General features: G+C 50.6%; 15 protein-coding genes. All 15 read right to left on the bottom strand.

What is annotated here, in order from left to right:
- Nucleotides 1-10 precede the first annotated feature (10 nt).
- Complete coding sequence (gene mutS, locus L985_RS05720) at nucleotides 11-2,542, bottom strand: DNA mismatch repair protein MutS (RefSeq protein WP_069940394.1); 2,532 nt, start codon at nucleotides 2,540-2,542, stop codon at nucleotides 11-13.
- A gap of 62 nt (nucleotides 2,543-2,604) precedes the next feature.
- On the bottom strand, nucleotides 2,605-3,042 hold the full coding sequence (locus tag L985_RS05715) for a YlbF/YmcA family competence regulator (RefSeq protein WP_023467714.1): 438 nt from the start codon (nucleotides 3,040-3,042) through the stop codon (nucleotides 2,605-2,607).
- 111 nt (nucleotides 3,043-3,153) lie between these two features.
- Nucleotides 3,154-3,981, bottom strand: a complete 828-nt coding sequence (locus L985_RS05710; RefSeq protein ID WP_052169382.1) for a DNA-3-methyladenine glycosylase family protein — start codon at nucleotides 3,979-3,981, stop codon at nucleotides 3,154-3,156.
- On the bottom strand, nucleotides 3,978-5,246 hold the full coding sequence (locus L985_RS05705) for a DUF445 domain-containing protein (protein ID WP_035398181.1): 1,269 nt from the start codon (nucleotides 5,244-5,246) through the stop codon (nucleotides 3,978-3,980). Before L985_RS05705 ends, L985_RS05710 begins: the two co-directional genes overlap by 4 nt.
- Before the next feature lie 105 nt (nucleotides 5,247-5,351).
- Entirely contained in the window at nucleotides 5,352-5,639 is a 288-nt protein-coding gene (locus L985_RS05700; RefSeq protein WP_029341204.1) for a hypothetical protein, read from the bottom strand.
- Between the two features lie 124 nt (nucleotides 5,640-5,763).
- Nucleotides 5,764-7,218, bottom strand: coding sequence for a phytoene desaturase family protein (locus tag L985_RS05695; RefSeq protein ID WP_052169381.1), 1,455 nt, complete (start codon nucleotides 7,216-7,218; stop codon nucleotides 5,764-5,766).
- On the bottom strand, nucleotides 7,215-8,831 hold the full coding sequence (locus tag L985_RS05690; protein ID WP_047391290.1) for an alpha/beta hydrolase: 1,617 nt from the start codon (nucleotides 8,829-8,831) through the stop codon (nucleotides 7,215-7,217). Before L985_RS05690 ends, L985_RS05695 begins: the two co-directional genes overlap by 4 nt.
- Nucleotides 8,832-8,977: 146 nt before the next feature.
- A complete protein-coding gene (locus L985_RS05685; protein ID WP_047391079.1) occupies nucleotides 8,978-10,153 on the bottom strand; it encodes a glycine C-acetyltransferase in 1,176 nt (391 codons plus the stop codon).
- Nucleotides 10,153-11,241, bottom strand: a complete 1,089-nt coding sequence (tdh, locus tag L985_RS05680) for an L-threonine 3-dehydrogenase (RefSeq protein ID WP_047391075.1) — start codon at nucleotides 11,239-11,241, stop codon at nucleotides 10,153-10,155. The genes L985_RS05685 and tdh overlap by 1 nt, the downstream gene beginning before the upstream one ends.
- Nucleotides 11,242-11,340: 99 nt before the next feature.
- Entirely contained in the window at nucleotides 11,341-12,207 is an 867-nt protein-coding gene (locus L985_RS05675; protein WP_023467707.1) for a 2-oxoacid:ferredoxin oxidoreductase subunit beta, read from the bottom strand.
- The gene (locus L985_RS05670; protein WP_029341201.1) at nucleotides 12,194-13,942 is read right to left on the bottom strand and encodes a 2-oxoacid:acceptor oxidoreductase subunit alpha; all 1,749 of its coding nucleotides are present in this window, start codon (nucleotides 13,940-13,942) and stop codon (nucleotides 12,194-12,196) included. The genes L985_RS05675 and L985_RS05670 overlap by 14 nt, the downstream gene beginning before the upstream one ends.
- 189 nt (nucleotides 13,943-14,131) lie before the next feature.
- On the bottom strand, nucleotides 14,132-14,392 hold the full coding sequence (locus L985_RS05665; protein ID WP_023467705.1) for a stage V sporulation protein S: 261 nt from the start codon (nucleotides 14,390-14,392) through the stop codon (nucleotides 14,132-14,134).
- 29 nt (nucleotides 14,393-14,421) lie between these two features.
- Nucleotides 14,422-15,216 carry a TIGR00282 family metallophosphoesterase gene (locus L985_RS05660; RefSeq protein ID WP_023467704.1) on the bottom strand — a complete coding sequence of 265 codons (795 nt, stop codon included), beginning with the start codon at nucleotides 15,214-15,216 and terminating at the stop codon, nucleotides 14,422-14,424.
- Between the two features lie 49 nt (nucleotides 15,217-15,265).
- Nucleotides 15,266-16,828 (bottom strand): ribonuclease Y, encoded by a 1,563-nt coding sequence (gene rny / locus L985_RS05655; protein ID WP_023467703.1) that lies wholly within the window; start codon nucleotides 16,826-16,828, stop codon nucleotides 15,266-15,268.
- A gap of 193 nt (nucleotides 16,829-17,021) precedes the next feature.
- Nucleotides 17,022-18,065: a recombinase RecA gene (gene recA, locus L985_RS05650; RefSeq protein WP_023467702.1), complete on the bottom strand. Its 1,044-nt coding sequence runs from the start codon at nucleotides 18,063-18,065 to the stop codon at nucleotides 17,022-17,024.
- Nucleotides 18,066-18,150 lie beyond the last annotated feature (85 nt).

Raw genomic sequence — 18,150 nt, 5'->3', positions numbered from 1 at the left:
TGCATTCTCCTCACTTTCTCGCTTCGGCTTGTAGACGATACAGCGTATTCAATGCCTCGAGCGGCGTCATATTGATCAAATCAAGACTCGCCATCGTCTCTCGCAGAGGATCCGCATCTGAGAACAGACTGAGTTGATCAATCGGCTCCTCCTGAACAGGAGCTTTTACAGGTACTGCGACCGGAACAGGCTCAGCCTGCTCGAACTCGGACAAGAGGACTTGCGCCCGTTCAATCAAGCTGTCCGGTAAATCAGCTAACCGCGCGACATGGATTCCGTACGATTGGTCGGCTTTTCCGTCGCGTACTTCATGCAAGAAGACGACACGCCCATCTTGTTCAACGGCACGGACGTGAACGTTCGCTAATCGATCAATCGATTCTTCGAGCACCGTCAGTTCATGATAATGAGTCGAAAATAGCGTCTTCGCCCCGACGTGCCGGGCGATGTGTTCAACGATTGCTTGTGCGAGTGCCATCCCGTCGTACGTCGAGGTCCCGCGACCAATTTCATCTAGCAGGATCAACGACCGGTCCGTCGCACGCGTCAACGCTTCTTGTGTCTCGACCATCTCGACCATGAATGTCGACTGTCCACTGACGAGGTCATCTGCCGCCCCGATCCGCGTGAAGATTTGATCGAAGATCGGCAGTTCCGCTTGAGCAGCTGGTACGAACGAGCCAATTTGATGCAATAAGGCGATCAAGGCGAACTGTCGCATATAGGTCGATTTACCGGACATGTTCGGTCCAGTGATCAACAACATCTCGCGTCCTTCGTTTAAGGTGATCCCGTTCGCGACGTATTCACCGCGCGGTAAGACTGTTTCGATGACCGGATGACGTCCTTGCTGAATATCAACCGTTCGTCCTGTCGTCGTGATTGGTCGGACGTAGTCATGCGTCTCGGCAATCTCAGCCAGTGCGACGAGGACGTCGAGTTCCGCGATCCGGCGACTGACCCGTTGCAAGCTTTCGATATGTCCTTTGACTTCATCGCGCACTCCACAGAAGAGATCGTACTCGAGTGTGACACTCTTCTCTTCCGCCCCTAGGATCAGCGCTTCTTTTTCTTTTAATTCCGGTGTGATATACCGTTCGGCATTGGCGAGTGTCTGCTTCCGTTCATACCGTCCTTCTGGCAACAGCTTGGCATTGGCTCGTGAGACCTCGATGTAATAACCGAAGACGCGATTGTAGCCGATCTTCAACGTCTTGATTCCGGTTGCTGCCCGTTCACTGGCTTCAAGTGTCGCAAGCCATGTCTTTCCGTCTTTTGAGGCGACGAGTAACTCGTCGAGGTCTGGGGAATAACCAGCCTTAATCATTCCGCCCTCTTTCGTTGAGATTGGTGGTGCTTCAACGAAAGCACGATCGAGCAAATCGCTCAATTCGTCGTGCGGATCGAGTCCGAGACTGAGCTGACCAAGACGTTCGCTCATCATCTCCTCGAGCGCTGATTGAATGCGGGGAATCAGCCGTAACGTCGACTTCAATTGAACGAGGTCGCGCGCTGAAGCCGTACCGTAACCGACTTTTGCGACGAGTCTCTCGAGATCATAGACTTCGCGTAACGTATCTTTTAATTGCTGACGTTCGAAGTAGTGTTGCAACAATTCCTCGACAGCGTCGAGCCGCTCGGTGATCACGCGTTCCGATAACAACGGTTTTTCAAGCCAGCGTTTCAACATCCGTCCGCCCATCGCTGTACCTGTCACGTCAAGTAAACCAAGCAACGAACCTTTTTTGTCTCCTGTCCGTGCCGAGCGGACGAGTTCGAGATTCTTGACCGTATTTGGCTCGAGTTGCATGAAGTCATTCGCTTTATAGACGACAGCGGGTTGTAGATGTGTCAACGCTCTTTTTTGTGTATCGTGCATGTAGGCATAGAGCACCGCAAAGGCTTCCGCTTGGGCTGCATCAATCGCACGATCCCCGTGCGGATGCGATTCGCGCCGAGAACTACGCGTCAGTGGAATCCGTAAGTGCGCGAGCGCCGTCTCGTGTTCCTCTGTCGTGACGATGATTTCCCGTGGCAAAATGATGCTCAGTTCTTTGACTACACCGTCGAGTGTCGCAACGCTTGTCAAGGCACTCTCACCTGTTGAGACATCACCGCGAGCAATCCCAAAACGACCGTCCTGTTCGACGACCGCGACTAAGTACCGATTCTCTTTTTCCGTCAACGCGGACATCAACGTTCCCGGTGTGATGACTTGGATGACTTCGCGTTTGACGAGTCCTTTCGTCAACTTCGGATCCTCGACTTGATCACAAAGTGCCACTTTATAACCACGCTCGATCAACTGTTCGATGTAGCCGTTCGCTGCGTGATGAGGCACGCCACACATCGGAATCGGATGTTCCGCGTTCTTTCCATTTTTCGCCGTCAGCGTTAACTCCAGTTCATGGGCGACCATTTTGGCATCCTCAAAGAATAATTCGTAAAAATCACCGAGCCGATAAAACAAAAAGGCATCCGGATAATCCGCCTTGATCGAGAAGTATTGTTTCATCATCGGAGTGTTGTGTACTGCTTCCATTCTTCCACCTCATTCGTAGAAAAAGCCGACGGATGTCCGTCGGCTTTTCGTTCATTTCGTGATTAGTAGCCGCAACCGCCGCTTTTGTTTTCTGCTTCCATGCCGCTACCTGTCTTACCAGCGAGAACATCTCCGTCCGTCGCTTCGATGATTTGATCCGTAATCCCGTTCGAGATCGTCACCGTGATGTATTGGAGAAGTCCGTTGACTTCTTCTTGTGTTTCTTGGAACTGTTGGACGACAGGCATCTCATCGAGCTCAGCGAACAATTTATCGAGCTTCGCTTCGACACGTGCGAGTGCTTCTGTTTTGCCGTAATGTTGGCAGTTGACTGCCTCTTTTTGAAGGAACTTGATTTGTTTCATCATCTTTTGGACTTTTTCATTCCCATTGATGTTGGCTTCTGCCGCTTTAAATCGTTCTACTTCCGGTGTCTCTGAAATCATTTTGGCGATTTCATTGGCTTTTTCGATGATTTGTTCATCTGTATACATCCACATTCGTCCCCTCTATCGTTAGCGAACACGTCGCTTCCCTTAGCATTCTGAACGATTCCTCGTTCTGTCGCATTCATTATACCGTTCTCGCGATAGAGTGACAAGAATAGTTCCTTATTCAATCGAACGCCATAATAGATAGGCGGCGTGACTGCGGACAGGAGCAAATTCTTCCGCCAGTCGTGTCGCTTCTTCCACCGATGGTCGATACCCGAGTAACCGTTCAAAAGCCCGTAAAATCCCGATGTCCGATGCCGGAAAGAGATCCGGACGACCGTATCCGAACATCAGGACGTTTTGAACCGTCCATGGTCCGACGCCTTTCAGTGCAATCAACGTCTCAGCAATTTCTGCGTCAGTCGCTGACGTCAATCCATCATAATCAATCGGTGCCGTCGCTACGCCGAGCAAGTAATCGACTTTACGTCCTGATAGTTGCAGAGCGAGCAAGTCCTCACGACGCGCAGCAGCTAATTGGCGCGGTGTCGGCGGAAGGATGATCCCGTCTTGGACCGTTCCGAATGTTCGAAAGACACGTTCCGTCAATGTATGGGCAAACATCAGATTGATTTGTTGATGAATGATTGAACGGATCAAGGCCGTGAATGGTGAATGATCCAGCACGAGTCGTTCATCGCCGAACCGTTCGACGATCGCGTGTAACGACGTCGCTTTGAGACGCTGCGCAGGATTCGGCTCACTAAGTCGAAAGCGTCGCTTGAGTTGCGTCAGCACCGCTGCTTGTGGTCCTGAACCGTCAATCCGCAACATGTAACCATCGATGGCTTCTATCGTCGTGATGTACGCCTGATCGTTGATGAAGACTGGAACCATGAGTCGCCCTGCACGTTCGACTTGTAACGGGTCTTCCGTCAAACGAGACATAACACCCTTAAAATCAAATGCTTCCGACAACGTCAGATCATATGTCCAGCGGCTCATCCGACGAATACCTTGATTGCACCAAGAATCAGACCGATGATGAATCCACACAAGGCTCCGTTGACCCGGATCCATTGCAAGTCACTGCCGACCTTATCCTCGATCATATGAATTAGTGTCTCGGTATCGAAGCGGTTTAAGTTCTCACGGACGAGTCCACCGATTTTTTGGTGATTTTGTTCGACGAAACGAACGAGTTGCTCCTTCATCCATTGATCACTGCTATCCTTGAACGTCGGATGCTGTTCCCAGTCGTCTAAAGCGCGCGAAAGCATCGGCATCGCCCGTTCCGTCCAGAAGGCATCTGACGTCAAGTAGCGTTCGAGTTCGATCAGACCAGCATCATACGCGCGTTCAATGACCGGAACGAAGTCAAACCGGTCGACCTCGCTTGCCTTCCAGGCATCGATTTTTGCTAGACGCTCTTCATCAATCGACAACTGTGCCAAGTTACGACGCAGATGATCAAGAATCGCTAAACGATTCGGGTGATGGACGTGTCGCATATCTTGAATGACCGTCAGCAAGACACCTTGAATGACCAGACTGAGTTTTTCTTCTGAGTAGACTTTTTGGACGGTTCGCGCCGTCACACGTAAGAACGTATTCTTTTCTTGATCGATCATCGCCGTATAGGCAAGGCGGCCAATCTGATCGCGGATGACGGGGTCTTCGAGCAGACGTTGCCCATAACCGAGTAACTGATCCATCAGCCACTCGTCGAGTCGACGTTCCTCATTTAACTCCATCGCCCGTACCGCCAGCCGTTTTGACGGATACGCTTTGATCGTCTCCGTCACCCGTGTATTCGCAAACTCAAGAATCGCCTCTTTCGGTAATTTCCGGATCAGACCGACCAATAGTTCGGTAACGGTCGCTCGAAAAGCAGGCAGAACGAGAATCGAACGTAAGATTTTGATGACACGGTCTGCGAGCGTCATATGCTGGAGCTTCGCGACGATACTCTCTTTATTCAGCAAGTCCGTCTCGAGCATATGAACGATTGATTCGATGACCCGTTCCCGATTTTTCGGCAACAGGTTCGTATGGGGAATCTTTAAGCCGAGCGGATGGCGAAACAATGCCGTGATCGCGAACCAGTCGGCAATCCCACCGACGAGTCCGGCTTCAAAACCACTCTGGAGCCAAAAGACCCACGCATTTTCTTTAAATGGCAATGAGACGACGAATCCGACCGCCATGAAAATCAACGAGACGGTCGCAAGCCGCCGTGTCGATGTTTTAGGTTGTTCAAGTGATGACACATCGTTTCCTCCTTCAATTGAGTCACTTACCTACCTTACGAACGGGATGAGGATTAGGTTTCGACACGAAAGAGCCCCAGTCATCGACTGGGACTCCCTATGTACTTAAAACGTGTATTCACCAAAACGGTCGCCATCCCATGTCGCGGTTGCCGTTGAGACAAAATAGACCAGTCCGTTGCCGAATGTATTTTCCATTAATGAAACGAGTTGTTGTCCGTTCGTCTGCTCGACGAACGCCAATCGTACTTCTTCTTTTCCTTGATAAATCCGTTCGTAGACACTTAAACCGCGTGCATTGAGAAACGTACGTGCCGACTCGAATTGAATCGGACCGACTTCAGGTCGTCGTTCCTGAATGAACGACTGACATTTTTGCTCGAATGTCTCCATGGTTCTTCACTCCTTCTCTCTTTCTGTTCATGGATATCATGTTCCCGACTCTTCTTCATCATAATCCTCAAATGTGAAAAAAGCGACAGATGCGTCGCTTCTTTCATCATTTTACGACGATTTCTCATAATCTGACATCAAACTGTCGGGCAACATGAATTGCGGACGTCGTGGCACCGATCGTCCCGGCACCTGGAAAGATCGTGTCCCCAATCGCAAAGAAGTGATCGACGCCCGTTCGAAAAGGTGCTGCGAACAAGAGACTCGTACTTGGACGTTGCGGATATCCCCCGACTCCGCCATCTGGTCGAAACGTATAGCGGACCCACGCACCGGGTCCACCCGGATGGCGTTCGATCGCCTTTTGACCGAAGCCGGGAAACTGTTGTTCAAGAATAGCTTCGAAGATCGCCGACATCGTCTCGACCTGTTCGTCGTAGCGTTTCCGGTTCGTCTTATCAAACGTACCGATTGGAACATGACATGACATCGTCAGCGTCCGCTGACCGGCTGGTGCACGTAACCGGTCCTCCGAACGGGAGAGGGAGACGAAGGCGTGACCTGAAGGTAAGGACGGATCATGGACTTGACGGAACGCTTCATCAGACAAAATGATCGACTCCGGAATTGCTGCATAATACGTAAAGGTCGCCCATTGCTGTAGTTTTTCTTGTCGTCGATACGTCCGTCGTAACGTTTGTCGCATATCCGCACTTACGACTTCCCGGATACCTTCAAGCGGAACGGCGCAGATGACAGCATCGGCAAGCGTCAAACGCCCTCGCCGATCCTCGATCAAAAAACCATCCGGCGTCTTGCGAATCGACGTGACTTTTCGTCCAAGCAGACAGGTTGCCCCGTTCGCCTCAGCTGTTTCTTTCAATTGTTCGGCTAGCCGGTACAAGCCGCCCGGAACATAATAGGCACCGTCATGATAAATCGATAAGGCGACAGCCCCTAATAAAGCAGATGCTTCCTGCCCTGTCTGCATGCTGTCGAGTAAGATCCCGTCGATCACTTGTGCGAACAACGTATCCGCTAATCGATGTTTGCGTAACAGATGACCAATCGTCATCGGAAAATACGGTAAGAGGACAACACTTTTCGCGTGACGGACTAACCGCCTGACGTCTGCTGGATCTTGAAGTGGCAACGCCGGCAGTTCTGCCATCAGTGGACGAATCGCCTCATGAATCTGCTCGATTTCAGCAAAGAAAGCACGAATCGACGATGCCTGCTCCGGAAAATGTGATGTCAATTCGATTAGAAAGGCATCGCGATCCCGATAATAATGAATCGTCCGTCCTTCGATGCGAATCGTCATGACGACGTCGAGTGATTCGACCTGATGCCTGACTCCAAGATGATCAAGCACACGGGCATGAATACCGCCTGCCTCAAATCCCATCCCAAGGGTCGCTCCAACTGGATATGTCAGATCCCGGCGCGTGAACTTCCCGGCTGACCCTCCCCATTCACGGCTCCCCTCAAGGACGGTGACCGTATGCCCTTCTTGTGCGATCAATGCAGCAGCCGTTAGACCGGCAATTCCTCCGCCGACGATGACGACGTGTTTCATGATGATTCCTCCTCCGTGACCCGGTTTTCTTTAAACAGGAAATTGCGGATTTCGCGGAAGACGGGCTCCCGGCGATGAATCGTGAAATGATCATATTTATACGATTTTGTTTGGATGTTATCCGTATAGTTCTCCAGTGCAAATGAACTCTTCAGCGAAATCAGATTGAAGTCGCCCCCTTTGGCACCAAACGAATAGACGAGTACATCACGTGGCCACGTCTCGAGCCGCTTGGTCAGATTGTTCATCGCTGGAGAACCTTTCGCCAGATCGCGGATTGCGGGACTGTTCGTATTCGTGCCGAGTGGTGCAAGCGTCAAGCCAAGTTTCGCGTAATCGGAGCCGGCGATCGGTGAGTCGAGCGTCACGACTTTTCGGACGTGATACGGCATCTCTTCTTGAACCGTATAGGCGACGACATCAACACCACCCATGCTGTGCCCAACGAGCTGGATATCGGCAAAGGTCGCTTTTTGTTTCGCGTCATACGCAGCAATCGCCGCATTCAACCACTTTTGTTGATCGGCAAGGCTTGCCTCATCGTCCGCAAAAACGATTCGGACGAGCGGGTAGCCGGTCGGTGAGGGGTTGACGCTACAGGTCGCTTTCCCGGAACGTGTCACGTCACATCGTCCTCCGTCATCGGCGACTTTTTTATTCGTGAAGTTTTGAATCATCGGAACGAACGTCCGCTCCGTCCCGAACAATCCATGGACGAGGAACGTCGGCACGATTTCACTCTTTCCTTGTGTGACAATCTGACGCGTCGGCGGTGGGGCACTCGACGTATCTTCCGCAAATAGCCACCACGCCCCTCCCCCGACGATCAAACAGACGAGAAGTGAGATACTAATCGTCTTCAGCTGTTGACGACGTAGTTTACGGACACGATGAAAGACCCAGTAGAGGAATAATCCGACACCAATCAATAGTACGATACCGGTAATGATCCAGCCTGTCGGATTCGGTACATAGGCAATCAACTGTAGTTGGTTTGCTTTTGTTCCGTATAATTTCCATGACACATCATGGTAATTCGACCAGTCGATTTTTTCACCATTTTGGAGACCAATCACTTTTGGACCGTGGAGCTTGATCTCGATATCGGCTTGACGAATATACCGATCGGCTAACTTCTTGACCTGTCCTGTCGGTTGATACCCTTTGATGTTCAACCGATCGATACTGAGATCAATGTTCGTGTCGAGTCGGTACGTATCGAACCAAAATCCGTCCGATTTCTTCATGTCAAACTTTGTATCGGGCGGAATCAGAATCCCACCGATGCCGGTCTTCCATTCGTCCTTGATCGACGTCATATCCTTGAAGTTCGCGAATGTCTTTTGCATCCGGATGCCTTCGTAGTCATCCTTCGTCTTAAACGTCTTCGCCGCATAGCCGTTCTTTTCTGCCTGTTTAACATACCCCTTCCAATTCGGATTCAAATTGAGTAGACGAGCCACCGGATGTTCCTTCGCGGCATATGTCGTCTTTAAGGTGACACTTTGATCAGTATGGATCGTTGCATCGTACTGGATGCGAATACACCCCCCAAGGAGCAGTGTCAGCATCAAAAATGAGAGCAATATCCCTTTCTTTTTCGTACTCATCAGGTCACATCCTTTCATCATCAGTTATTCCCTATCTTGCAAAAGTAAAAACGGTTAACTTCTCATTCTTCCGCCCGTGACGCACATCAGGCAGCGGGTCGACGACCCACTGCCTGAGAGTATGCGGACGCGTTCGTCCGTGATCAGCATTAACCGATCAAGTTTAATTCACGACCGACTTTTTCGAACGCTGCAAGCGCCGTCGTCAAGTCTTCGCGTGTATGTTCAGCCGTCACGATCGTCCGAACACGTGCTTTTCCTTTTGCGACCGTCGGGAAGGCGATGCCTTGAGCGAAGACGCCTTCTTGACGCAAGCGGTCCGACAACTCGTGGCACCGTGCTTCATCTCCGACGATGACCGGTGTGATTGGCGTCGTCGACGTGCCGATATCAAATCCGAGATCACGGAGTCCTTGTTTAAAGAATTCCGTGTTTTCCCACAGACGATCAAAGAGTTCCGTTTCTTCTTCCATGACGCGGAGCGCTTCCCGGTTCGCTTCGACGACTGCTGGTGGATGTGATGTCGAGAACAAGAACGGACGTCCTTTATGAATCAGGTAATCTTTGACGTGCTGTTCACATGCGACGTATCCGCCAAGGACGCCGATGGCTTTTGAGAGCGTACCGACTTGCAGAGCAACACGTCCGTCAAGACCGAAGTGATTGACTGTACCGCGTCCCGCTTTCCCAAGCACACCTGATGCATGGGCATCATCGACCATGACGAGCGCGTCATAGCGTTCTGCTAATTCAACGATCTCAGGGAGTGGCGCGATGTTTCCGTCCATCGAGAAGACACCGTCCGTGACGACGAGGCGTGTCCGCGCGTCTTGTGTTTCTTGTAAGGCCGCCTCAAGATCCGCCAAGTCGACGTGTTTATAGATCCGGCGTTTCGCTTTCGTCAGACGAATTCCATCGATGATCGAAGCGTGGTTCAACTCATCCGAGATGACGACGTCTTCCGGACCGAGCAGTGCCGATAAGACACCAAGATTCGTGGCGAATCCAGACTGGAAGACGAGTGCCGCTTCCGTATGCTTGAATGTCGCGAGTTCCCGTTCGAATGCTTGGTGCATCTCGAGTGTTCCGGCAATCGTCCGAACGGATCCCGTTCCGGCACCGAACGTGCGCGCTGCTTTCGCTGCTTGTTCAGCGAGACGTGGATGCGCCGCGAGTCCGAGGTAGTTGTTCGACGACAGTTGAATCAATTCCTTACCGTCGATCGTCACGCGGTTATGTTGTGCGCTTTCGAGTGCTACGAGGTTGCGGAACGTGCCCGCCTGTTTCATCTCTTCTAGTTCTGTCCGTAAGTGTTCAAATCCCATTAATTCGTCCCCCTTGGTTGTAATACGACTTTTCCGCATTTCCCTTGACGCATCAATTCAAATCCTTCTTCGAACCGCTCAAGCGGCAATGTGTGTGTGATCAACGGGCGGACATCAACTTTTCCGCTCGACAAGAAAGCAGAAACTTGACTCCATGTCTCATACATCTTCCGACCGGTGATGCCTTGAACCCGGACGCCTTTGAAGACGACGTGGTTCGTCAAATCGATTTCGACCGGTTTGACCGGCAGACTAAGAATGTTGACGTCTCCACCTGCTGTCACCATCTCGAACGCTTGACGAATCGCAACAGGATGACCACTCATCTCACAGACGACATCAATCCCGTCGCCGTCCGTCATACGTTCAATTCGCTCTAAGACATCGTCATGACGTGAATCGATGACGACATCCGCCCCCATCGTCCGCGCGAGTTCGAGACGATACGGATTGACGTCGATCGCAACGACTTCCGCCGCACCGGCTGCTTTAGCGACCAAGACCGCCATCAGACCAATTGGACCACAACCGACGATTGCGACCGTTTTCGCACTGACATCACTCGCAAGAACGGTATGGACGGCATTTCCCATTGGCTCTTGGATCGAGGCAATCCCTGCTGGCATGTCTTCCGGGTTGACCCAGAGGTTTTCTTCCGGCATGACGACGTATTCCGCAAAACAACCTTGTGTATCGACACCGATGATCTTCGTGTTCTTACAGATATGGTATTGCCCACGTAGACACTGTTTACATTGATGACAGACGATATGCGTCTCAGCCGAGACACGGTCACCGAGTTTCAAGCGTTTCGTGCCTTCTCCGAGCTCGACGACTTCGCCCGAGAACTCATGACCGAAGACATACGGCGGATTGACACGTGAAGCTGCCCACGCGTCCCACTCATAGATATGCACGTCCGTCCCACAGATTGATGTTGCCTCGACTCGAATCAAGACTTCTCCACGACTCGGTACGGGTACCGGTACTTCTTTCAGTGTCGCACCAAATCCGCGCTCTTCTTTGACAAGCGCGCGCATCGTTTTTGTCGTTGCTGTCTCTTCTACCGTCGTTACTAATTTCGTCATCTTTCCCCGACTCCTTCGCGGAAGTTCGCGTTTATTTATATGTTGCGAGCTTCCAAATGTTTAGCATCCCCAAAAAACCAAACACATCTTTCCTCTATCTTACATGAATTCTGCCGCTAGTTTACCGAATGTTTCTTCGTTCAACTCAAGATCCGCATACGCAAGGCCTGACTCTTGATACCCATCGATTTGTGACTGGTAATCAGGACGTGTCTCATCCTGATAGATCAATCCCATGACGAGACCATCGTGTGCATGAACGGTCTGTTTCGCAAGATCCAAGTTTGACGGGTCGTATCCTTCGATATCGGACAACTTCGTCAAGTTCTGTTTGAACCAATCATACGTATTGACCTTGTTGAACGTGACGCACGGACTGAAGACGTTGATGAAGGCAAACCCTTTATGTGCCGTCGCCTGTTCAATCAATTGCGTCAAGCCCTTCAAATCATTCGAGAAGCTTTGGGCAACAAACGTCGCGCCAGCCGTCAAGGCGAGTTCAACGGGTGAAACACTCTTTTCGATCGACCCTTTTGGAGTCGATTTCGTCTTGAATCCAGGTGCAGAAGTAGGTGACGTCTGCCCTTTCGTCAAGCCGTAAATCTGATTGTCCATGACGATATACGTCATGTCGACATTTCGCTTGAACGCATGAATCGTATGTCCCATGCCGATTGCAAATCCATCACCGTCGCCACCAGATGCGATGACCGTCAATTCGCGGTTTGCCATCTTCACACCTTGAGCGATCGGCAAGGACCGTCCATGAACACCGTGGAAGCCATACGTATTGATATAACCGGAAATTCGACCAGAACAGCCAATCCCGGAAATCAATGCCAACTCTTCTGGTTCGAGCCCGACGTTTGCGACAGCACGCTGAATCGCTGCTTGAATCGAGAAGTCTCCGCACCCTGGACACCAGTTTGGTTTGACATCATTTCTAAAATCTTTAAAGGTTGCCATGATATACCCCTCCTACGACCTGCTCGACGACCTCTGCCGGGTAGAACGGATCGCCATTGAATTTCAGGATATGCTCGATCTTCGATGCATGTCCACAGTTCATCTGGATCAGTTTCGCCAGTTGTCCCGTTGCGTTGTACTCGACGACGATGACTCGTTTTGCCCGCTCTAAGTGCGGCGTGACGAGTTCACTTGGGAACGGATGGACTTGACGGATATGCAAGTGATCGACTTTTAATCCTTGTGCTTCGAGTCGTGGCATGATCTCTTCGATCGTTCCACGCGTCGAGTTGAAACCGACGAATAAGATATCCGGTTCTGCATGATGCTCTGTTACGAGAACGGCATCCTGTAAGCGGAATGTGTTCAACTTACGGAGTCGCTTCGTCATCTGATCGACCCGGTTCTTCGTCGCTTCCGACGGACGCCCTTCCTCATTGTGCTCAACACCCGTTACGTGATGAATCCCGTGCTTGACGCCTGGAATGACACGTGGGCTGATCCCATCTTCCGTCACTTCGTAGCGTTTGAAGTACGCTTTTCCTTCAAGTTCCGGTAAGTCTTCTTGGATTAACTTCCCGCGTCGGATCTCAACGCGTGACATATCCGGTGGTTCGACCGATTGTTTTCCAAGAGACAGCATCAAATCCGTCAATAGAATGACCGGACACTGGTATTCCTCTGCGATGTTGAATGCCTCTGCTGCATCGTAGAACGCTTCCTCGACCGTTGACGGTGCCAAAACGACCTTTGGAATCTCACCATGCGTGCTGTAGATCATCGCCATCAAGTCCGACTGTTCCTGTTTCGTCGGTAGACCCGTTGACGGACCACCTCGTTGTGTATCGACGATCACGAGCGGTGTTTCCGTCATCCCGGATAACCCGATCGCTTCCGCCATCAATGACAATCCTGGACCAGCAGACGCCGTCAAAGCACGGACACCTGCGTAGTTCGCCCCGATTGCCATCGTGACTGCTGCCAGCTCGTCTTCCGTCTGGACGACCGTTCCGCCGAACTGCGGTAATTTCTTGATTAAGTATTCCATGATTTCAGATGATGGTGTGATCGGGTAAGCCGCCATCAGACGTGCTCCACCAGCAATCGCACCAAGGGCGATCGCATCGTTTCCGATCATGAACATCCGTTGTTTTCCGTCTGCTGGATCTAAGACGAATCGCTCACCATCTCCTGCGAGTGCTTCAAATGCTGCTGCACCTTCACGGATTGCTGCTAAGTTTTTCTCGACCATGTCTGGTCCTTTTCGTCCGAAGATCTGCTCGACGACGGCTTGGAAACGCTCCGGTGCAATCCCGAGAATCGCACTCGATGCACCGATCGCGACCATGTTCTTCATCAAGGCCGTACCGAGATCTGCTGCAATCTCCGTAAATGGAATCGCATACAAGGAAGCGCGTGCTTCGTCTGGATTCGTCGGATTGAATTTCGCATCCGCGATGATGATGGCACCTTGACGCAATTCATGGAAGTTAACATCGATCGTCTCTTGATCGAACGCGACCAAAATATCGAGATCATCGGAAATCGTCCGGACTTCCTGTGTCGCGACACGAATCTTATTGTTCGTGTGCCCTCCCTTGATACGTGACGAAAAGTGACGGTAGCCGTACAGGTAATAGCCGAGTCGATTCAAGGCAATTGCAAAGATTTCGCCTGTTGATTCGATCCCTTCTCCCTGCTGACCGCCAACTTTCCATGATAACTGATTATACATCGACGTTCGCTCCTTCTCTGTCCCCTGAAATGATAGTTCTCTCTATCCTCCCTCATGATACCGATTTACCGGAAGTAGTACAATGCTCCCTCGGTGGAAAGGTGAGAAAATTTCGCAGGCGCAGCAAAAAGACCATCTACTCCAGTCGAGTAAATGGTCTACTTGCAAATAGGACCTATGTCCAATTCGTCATCGTGGTTCAATGATGAGTTTGATGGCGGTTCTCTCTTCTCCATCAATCAAAATGTCTGTGAAGGCTGGGATACAAATCAAGTCGATGCCAGAAGGAGCCACGAATCCACGTGCGATGGCGACGGCTTTGACAGACTGATTGAGCGCTCCCGCACCAATGGCCTGAATCTCGACGGAACCTCTCTCTCGAATGACACCCGCGAGTGCACCTGCTACCGCGTTTGGATTCGACTTAGCTGATACTTTCAGGACGTCCATGCGTGTACCTCCCCATCCAGAAATGGCAATCAGTCGAAGAATACTGACTGATCCGTCAGATGAATCCGTTCAATCTTCGTTGCTTTTTTTGTTGTGTCATCGATATGAATCAAGACTCCATTAAGTTGTTCCCGTCCTTCGGCAACTTCAAACCGTGTTGGGAGCTGTGTCTTGAATTTTCGTAGGACATCTTCCTGACGCATCCCAAGCACACCGTTCAGCGGACCTGTCATCCCGACATCCGTGATGTAAGCCGTTCCTCCGTCAAGGACACGCTCATCTGCTGTCTGGACGTGCGTATGTGTGCCGACGACAGCTTGAACTCGACCGTCGAGGTGATAGCCCATCGCGATTTTCTCACTCGTTGCTTCCGCATGAACATCAACGAAGATCGCATCGACTTTTCCTTCGACTTCCGCAATTAATGCATCAACTGTTCGGAACGGGTCACCGAGTGGTGGTAAGAAGACCGTTCCTTGGACGTTGATGACGGCAATCTTTTTATTACCTGCCTTGACGATCATCATCCCACGACCTGGTGTGCCTTCCGGATAGTTCGCCGGACGGACGATCCGATCTGCATCGTCGATCCAGTCAAAGATGTCGCGGTTATCAAACGTGTGATTCCCCATCGTGATTCCGTGGAATCCGAGTTCTAGGAATTGATGATAGATTGACTTCGTGATGCCGCGTCCGTGTGCTGCGTTTTCGCCGTTGACGAGCATGACGTTCGGGTTGTACTTCGCTTTCAAGCGTGCTGTGAATTGTTGTAGGATATGTCGACCAGGTGCACCGACGACATCTCCGATGAATAAAATCTTCATTGCTGTTCCTCCGTTCATTAAAAAAAGTGGCGGTCGCCCGCCACTCCACTTATTTCGCGTATTCGACTGCTCGTGTTTCCCGAATGACCGTGACTTTGATGTGTCCCGGATAATCGAGTTCTTCTTCGATTTTTTTCCGGATGTCACTCGCCATCTTGTGAGCCAGTACATCATCGACGACGTCAGGTCGAACGATGATACGAACTTCACGACCCGCTTGGATCGCAAATGATTTTTCGACACCGTCGAACGATTCCGAGATTTCCTCGAGGCGTTCGAGACGGCGAATATAACTTTCGAGTGTCTCTTGACGTGCACCCGGACGAGCAGCAGATAATGCATCTGCGGCTGCGACCAAGACGGAAATGACAGATGTCGCTTCCGTATCCCCGTGGTGGGATGCGATCGCGTTGATGACGGTTGGATGCTCTTTGTACTTCGTACCGAGCTCGACACCGATCTCAACGTGACTGCCTTCGACTTCGTGGTCGATCGCTTTCCCGATATCATGCAGAAGACCCGCACGCTTCGCAAGCGTGACATCTTCCCCAAGTTCAGCTGCCATCATACCTGCAAGATGGGCAACCTCAAGCGAGTGATACAGGACGTTTTGTCCGTAACTCGTACGGTACTTCAAGCGACCGAGAATTTTGACAAGGTCCGGATGAATGCCGTGGATTCCGACATCATACGTCGCTTCTTCCCCGATTTCTCGAATTCGCTCGTCGACTTCACGACGGGATTTGTCGACCATCTCTTCAATACGGGCCGGGTGAATCCGACCATCCTGAACCAATTTCTCGAGCGCCATTTTAGCGACTTCGCGACGAATTGGGTCAAAACCAGACAAAATGACGGCTTCCGGCGTATCATCGATGATCAAGTCGATTCCAGTCAAGGTCTCGAGCGTACGGATGTTGCGGCCTTCCCGTCCGATGATCCGACCTTTCATCTCATCGTTCGGCAAGTTGACGACCGATACAGTCGTCTCTGCGATATGTTCAGCGGCGAACCGTTGAATCGCAAGTGACAAGATGTTACGTGCTTTCTTGTCGGCTTCTTCTTTTGCTTTTTGTTCGATTTCTTTTTGAAGAATGGCTGCGTCATGTAAAGCAGCCTGTTTCGTCTCATCCATGATGATCGTTCTTGCCTCGTCTTGCGATAAATTCGCGACGCGGACAAGCTCTTGACGTCCCTGTTCATACAGGTCCTCTACTTTGCGCTCTAGTTCTTCAGCTTGATGCTTCCGTTTCGCGATCTCTGCATCACGTGTATTGATTTGATCTTCCTTACGGTCGATGGCATCAACACGGCGATCGAGTGTCTCTTCTTTCTGGAGCAACCGGGCTTCTTGTTTCGCTAGCTCTTGGCGACGTTCACGCAATTCTTTTTCCACTTCGTTACGAAGTTTGAATGCTTCATCTTTCGCTTCGAGTACTGCTTCTTTTTTCGTTGCCTCAGCCGATTCGCGCGCACGTTCGACGATTTTATTCGCTTCCGTTTCTGCGCCTTGAATCTTCGCTTCTGCAATCGATTTCCGCAAGAAGTAGCCTACGATGAATGCGATCAGCAAAGTGAGGAGAAGTATGACAATCCAAGTCAGTGTACTCATGGGTTCACCTCCCCTTTGCAAGGTGTTTCTTAGTTCATTTCGGTATTTCATCGAAGCTGTCTAAAAAACGTACATCTATATTGTAAGGATAGCACTCGTTCATTGTCAACGAACGGACGGGAAAGAATTCCACTGTTTTCCTCTTTTACACTAAAAAAGAGAGGATTCGCATGCGAATCCTCTCTGAAACGGTTTATTCAGCAAATAGATCTTCTGGTTGTTCTGCTTCGAAATCAACCGGCTCTTCGCGATCGACGAGACCGTGGTGTTCACGAATCAAACGTTCGACCTCTGCTGCGACTTCCGGATGCTCGACCATATATTGTTTCGCGTTCTCACGCCCTTGACCGAGACGTTCAGAGTTGTACGAGTACCATGCACCACTCTTTTGAACGATATCAAGATCCGTTCCGATATCGATCAACTCGCCGACCTTCGAAATTCCGAGACCATACATGATGTCGACTTCCGCTTGTTTGAACGGAGGTGCGATCTTGTTTTTGACGACCTTGATCTTTGTTTTGTTACCGACGACGTCCGTACCGTTTTTCAACGCTTCCGCACGACGCACTTCTAAACGAACAGACGAGTAGAATTTAAGTGCACGACCACCTGGAGTTGTTTCCGGGTTACCGAACATGACACCGATTTTTTCACGGATTTGGTTGATGAAGATGACGATCGTCTTCGATTTATTCGTTGCACCAGACAATTTACGAAGCGCTTGGCTCATCAAACGTGCTTGAAGACCAACGTGTGAGTCACCCATCTCGCCTTCGATCTCTGCTTTTGGTACGAGTGCCGCAACAGAGTCGACGACAAGAATATCGACCGCACCAGAACGAACGAGTGCTTCCGCGATTTCAAGTGCTTGTTCCCCAGTGTCCGGTTGTGACAAGAGGAGCTCATCGATGTTGACACCGAGTTTATTTGCATATGCTGGATCAAGCGCATGCTCCGCATCGATGAATGCGGCTTGTCCACCTTGTTTTTGAACTTCTGCGATTGCATGAAGCGCTACCGTCGTTTTACCTGACGATTCAGGTCCGTATACTTCGATGACCCGTCCACGTGGGTATCCACCTGCACCTAGGGCAATATCTAATGTAATCGATCCAGAAGAGATTACTGATACCTTCTGATCCGCATTTTCTCCGAGTTTCATGATAGAACCTTTACCGAACTGTTTCTCTATCTGGCGTAACGCCATCTCAAGTGCTGCTTTACGATCACTCACGTAGCAGGCCTCCTTTTAATTATCTTACTGAGATTATTGTACTTCTTTTGAGACCGAATGACAAGCATTTTACGAACATTTATTC

Source organism: Exiguobacterium sp. ZWU0009, assembly GCF_000798935.2.
Classification (GTDB): Bacteria; Bacillota; Bacilli; order Exiguobacteriales; family Exiguobacteriaceae; genus Exiguobacterium_A; species Exiguobacterium_A acetylicum.
The sequence above is the reverse complement of the archived record's forward strand: the minus strand, read 5'-3'. Positions and strand labels throughout refer to the sequence as shown.

Bases quoted from the DNA above. Each gene is read 5' to 3' on its own strand.
- mutS (WP_069940394.1), bottom strand. From the start codon at position 2,542: ATGGAAGCAGTACACAACACTCCGATGATGAAACAATACTTCTCGATC.
- L985_RS05715 (WP_023467714.1), bottom strand. From the start codon at position 3,042: ATGTGGATGTATACAGATGAACAAATCATCGAAAAAGCCAATGAAATC.
- L985_RS05710 (WP_052169382.1), bottom strand. From the start codon at position 3,981: ATGAGCCGCTGGACATATGATCTGACGTTGTCGGAAGCATTTGATTTT.
- L985_RS05700 (WP_029341204.1), bottom strand. From the start codon at position 5,639: ATGGAGACATTCGAGCAAAAATGTCAGTCGTTCATTCAGGAACGACGA.
- L985_RS05695 (WP_052169381.1), bottom strand. From the start codon at position 7,218: ATGAAACACGTCGTCATCGTCGGCGGAGGAATTGCCGGTCTAACGGCT.
- L985_RS05685 (WP_047391079.1), bottom strand. From the start codon at position 10,153: ATGGGATTTGAACACTTACGGACAGAACTAGAAGAGATGAAACAGGCG.
- tdh (WP_047391075.1), bottom strand. From the start codon at position 11,241: ATGACGAAATTAGTAACGACGGTAGAAGAGACAGCAACGACAAAAACG.
- L985_RS05675 (WP_023467707.1), bottom strand. From the start codon at position 12,207: ATGGCAACCTTTAAAGATTTTAGAAATGATGTCAAACCAAACTGGTGT.
- L985_RS05670 (WP_029341201.1), bottom strand. From the start codon at position 13,942: ATGTATAATCAGTTATCATGGAAAGTTGGCGGTCAGCAGGGAGAAGGG.
- L985_RS05665 (WP_023467705.1), bottom strand. From the start codon at position 14,392: ATGGACGTCCTGAAAGTATCAGCTAAGTCGAATCCAAACGCGGTAGCA.
- L985_RS05660 (WP_023467704.1), bottom strand. From the start codon at position 15,216: ATGAAGATTTTATTCATCGGAGATGTCGTCGGTGCACCTGGTCGACAT.
- rny (WP_023467703.1), bottom strand. From the start codon at position 16,828: ATGAGTACACTGACTTGGATTGTCATACTTCTCCTCACTTTGCTGATC.